The sequence below is a fragment of the Planomonospora corallina genome (genome assembly GCF_042650625.1).
In the GTDB taxonomy this organism is placed as follows: domain Bacteria; phylum Actinomycetota; class Actinomycetes; order Streptosporangiales; family Streptosporangiaceae; genus Planomonospora_B; species Planomonospora_B corallina.
The window spans coordinates 34,005-38,015 of the sequence record NZ_JBHSBM010000021.1; the positions used below are offsets into that span (position 1 = coordinate 34,005).

A 4,011-nucleotide genomic window follows, 5' to 3' on the forward strand; every position below is an offset into this window, starting at 1 on the left:
GGCGGCCCGCGACCCGTCGCGCCTCCGTCCCCCGCGCCGGGGCGGAGGCGTTCTGCTGGAAGAAGACGTCTCTCCCACAGGGGTGGATCATGAGTGACCTGAGCCGGCTGATCCTGGACCGGATCCGCGACGTGCCCGACTATCCGCAGCCGGGGGTGCTGTTCAAGGACATCACCCCGCTGCTGGCCGACCCCGAGGCGTTCGCCGCGGTGACGGACGCCTTCGCGGGCCTGCACGAGGTGGACAAGGTCGTCGGCATCGAGGCGCGCGGCTTCATCCTGGCGGCTCCGGTGGCCTACAAGGCGCGCGCCGGGTTCGTGCCGGTGCGCAAGAAGGGCAAGCTGCCCTCCGAGACGCTGGACGCGGCCTACGACCTCGAGTACGGCTCGGCCGTCATCGAGGTGCACCGGGACGCGTTCGCCCCCGGGGAGCGGGTCCTGGTCGTCGACGACGTGCTCGCCACCGGGGGCACGGCACGCGCGACGGTGGAACTGGTCCGCCGGGCGGGCGCCGAGGTCGTCGCCGTCGCCGTACTGATGGAACTGGCCTTCCTCAAGGGCAGGGAACGGCTGGCCGGCACCGAACTCCGCCCCCTCGTGGTCGTCTGATCCGCCCCGCAGGGGGAAGTACCTGTGCGGGTCTGGATACACTGATGGGATCTGGACTCGAACGTGAGGAGTCTGAGTGCCCCGTGATGTGGTCGTGCCCGACGTGACCGCCGGCGAAGGCGGTTCCGAGACGGCCGCCCCGGTAGGTGATGCCGGCGCGGCCGTGTCCGGAGCCACCGAGGAGAAACCGGCGGTGCGACGCAGGCTCGCCCGCTTTGGGGGACAATGGGGTGGCGCCATGAATCCGGTGCTTGAACCGCTGTTCCGCACGGTCCGCGCGACCCACCCGAAGGCGGACCTGCGGCTGATCGAGCGGGCCTACGACGTGGCGGCCTACCACCACCGCGACCAGAAGCGGAAGAGCGGCGACCCCTACATCACCCACCCGCTGGCGGTCGCGACGATCCTGGCCGAGCTGGGCACCGACGACGAGACGCTCTGCGCCGCGCTGCTGCACGACACCGTCGAGGACACCGCCTACAGCCTGGACGAGCTCCGCGCCGACTTCGGCGAGAACATCGCGCTGCTGGTCGACGGCGTCACCAAGCTCGACAAGGTCAAGTTCGGCGACGCGGCCCAGGCCGAGACCGTGCGCAAGATGGTCGTGGCGATGTCCCGCGACATCCGGGTGCTGGTCATCAAGCTGGCCGACCGGCTGCACAACATGCGCACCATGCGCTACCTGCCGGAGCACAAGCGGCAGCAGAAGTCCCGCGAGACGCTGGAGATCTTCGCCCCCCTCGCCCACCGGCTGGGCATGAACACCATCAAGTGGGAGCTGGAGGACCTCGCGTTCGCCATGCTCTACCCCAAGCGCTACGACGAGATCGCCCGGATGGTCTCGGAGCGGGCCCCGCGCCGGGACCTGTTCCTGCAGGAGGTCATCGAGAAGGTCTCCGCCGACCTGCGCGAGGCGAAGATCCGCGCGGCGGTCAAGGGCAGGCCCAAGCACTACTACTCGGTCTACCAGAAGATGATCGCGCGCGACGTCGCGTTCGACGACATCTACGACCTGGTCGGCATCAGGGTGCTCGTCGACACGGTCCGCGACTGCTATGCGGCCCTCGGAACGATCCACGCGCGGTGGAACCCGGTGCCCGGCCGGTTCAAGGACTACATCGCGATGCCCAAGTTCAACATGTACCAGTCGCTGCACACCACGGTGATCGGTCCCGAGGGCAAGCCGGTGGAGCTCCAGATCCGCACCCACGCCATGCACCACCGCGCCGAGTACGGCGTCGCCGCGCACTGGAAGTACAAGGAGGAGATGAACACCGCCGGGCCCTCCGGCACGAAGCTCAAGGCCACGGGCGACATGGCGTGGCTCCGCCAGCTCCTGGACTGGCAGAAGGAGACCGCCGACCCCGGGGAGTTCCTGGAGTCGCTCCGGTTCGACCTGTCGGTCTCGGAGGTCTACGTCTTCACCCCCAGGGGCCAGGTGATCGCCCTGCCCGAGGGCGCGACCCCCGTCGACTTCGCCTACGCCGTGCACACCGAGGTCGGGCACCGCTGCATCGGGGCCCGGGTCAACGGGCGCCTGGTGCCGCTGGAGTCGCGCCTGGGCAACGGCGACACGGTCGAGATCTTCACCTCGAAGTCGCCGGACGCGGGCCCGTCCCGCGACTGGCTGAAGTTCGTCAAGTCCGGCCGGGCCCGCAACAAGATCCGCCAGTGGTTCTCCAAGGAGCGGCGCGAGACCGCGATCGAGGCGGGCAAGGAGGCCATCGGCCGCGCCATGCGCAAGCAGGGCCTCCCGCTGCAGCGCCTGATGTCCGGGGAGTCCCTCCTGGTGCTCGCGCGCGACATGCGGTACCCGGACGTCTCCTCGCTGTACGCGGCCGTCGGAGAGGGCCACGTGGCCGCCCAGACGGTCGTGCAGAAGCTCGTGCAGTCCGTCGGGGGAGTGGAGGCCGCCGAGGAGGACATCGCCGAGACGGCGGTCCCGACGAAGCTGCGGGGCCGCCCCCGCGGCGGGGGCGCGGGTGTGGTGGTCGCGGGCGACTCCGACGTCTGGGTGCGGCTCTCCCGTTGCTGCACCCCGGTCCCCGGGGACGAGATCGTCGGCTTCGTCACCCGCGGGCACGGCGTCTCGGTGCACCGCGGCAACTGCCCCAACATCGCGCAGCTCAAGTCGGATCCGGACCGGCTGGTGGAGGTGTCCTGGTCGCCGAGCGAGGACTCGGTCTTCCTGGTCGCCATCCAGGTCGAGGCGCTCGACCGGCCCCGCCTGCTCTCCGACGTCACCCGGACCCTGTCCGACCAGCACGTCAACATCCTGTCGGCGTCGGTGACGACCTCCCGTGACCGGGTCGCGATCAGCAAGTTCACCTTCGAGATGGGCGACCCCAAGCACCTGGGCCACGTCCTGAAGGCCGTGCGCAACATCCAGGGCGTCTACGACGTCTACCGGGTCAGCGGCGCCGGGGCCTGACTCCGCCCGTTCCCGGGCCGGGGTCCGGGAACGGGGCCCGGGAACGGAGCGGGGCGCACCCCCGGTGGAGGAGGGCGCGCCCCGGTCGCGGTCGGACGCTCAGGAGAACTCGGCGAGCGTGCGCTCGGCCTCCTCCAGCCAGGAACGGCGGGCGGTCAGGGCCTCCTCCGCGTCCTTGACGTCCTTGTCCCTGCCGGCGGCCTGGGCCTTGGACAGGCGGGCCTCCAGCTGCTCGATGGACTTGCGCAGCTGGTCCACCGTGTTCTGGGCACGGGCCCGGGCCTCGGGGTTGGAGCGCTTCCACTCCGCCTCCTCGGCCTTGCGGATCGCCTCGTCGATCCGGCGCAGCCCGCCCTCCAGGCGGTCGCGCTGCTCGCGGGGGACGGGGCCGGCCTCCTCCCAGCGCTCCAGGATGCCGCGCAGGGCCGCCCGGGCGGACCGGGCGTCGGAGACGGGGAGGATCTTCTCGGCCTCGGCCAGGAGCTGCTCCTTGACCTCCGCGTTGGCCGCGAGGGAGGCGTCCCGCTCGGCGAAGACCGCCGACCGGGCCTGGAAGAACTGGTCCTGGGCGGCCTTGAAGCGGCCCCACAGCTCGTCCTCGATCTCGCGGGAGGCCCGGCCGGCGCTCTTCCACTGCCGCATCAGCTCGCGGTAGGCCGCCGCGGTGGGGCCCCAGTCGGTGGAGGAGGCCAGGGACTCGGCCTCGGCGACGATGCGGTCCTTGACGGCCCGCACGCTCTCCCGCTGCTCGTCCAGGCCCGCGAAGTAGGCCTTGCGGCGCTTGGCGAAGGCCGTGCGGGCGGCCGACAGGCGCTTCCACAGCGCCGCCTCGGTCACCCGGTCGATCCGCTCGGCGGCCTTCCACTCCTCCACCAGCTGGCGCAGGCGCTCCCCGCCCGTCTTCCAGTGGGTGGTGGACTCCGCGACGTTCTCGGCCTCGGCGACGATGCGCTCCTTGACGGCCCTGGCCTC

General features: G+C 71.3%; 2 protein-coding genes and 1 pseudogene (1 of these 3 cut by a window edge). 2 read left to right on the forward strand and 1 reads right to left on the reverse strand.

Features of this window, described 5'->3' with window-relative positions; translation table 11 throughout:
- Positions 1–86: 86 nt before the first annotated feature.
- On the forward strand, positions 87–608 hold the full coding sequence (locus ACFOWE_RS18910) for an adenine phosphoribosyltransferase (protein ID WP_377289639.1): 522 nt from the start codon (positions 87–89) through the stop codon (positions 606–608).
- A 238-nt stretch (positions 609–846) separates the two neighbouring features.
- Entirely contained in the window at positions 847–3,039 is a 2,193-nt protein-coding gene (locus tag ACFOWE_RS18915) for a RelA/SpoT family protein (protein WP_377289567.1), read from the forward strand.
- Between the two features lie 99 nt (positions 3,040–3,138).
- Here ACFOWE_RS18915 and ACFOWE_RS18920 read toward each other — a convergent pair.
- Positions 3,139–4,011: pseudogene (locus ACFOWE_RS18920) on the reverse strand (DUF349 domain-containing protein); it runs 350 nt beyond the window's last position.

Excerpts from the sequence above, each read along its gene's own strand:
- ACFOWE_RS18915 (WP_377289567.1), top strand. The coding sequence starts at position 847 with ATGAATCCGGTGCTTGAACCGCTGTTCCGCACGGTCCGCGCGACCCAC.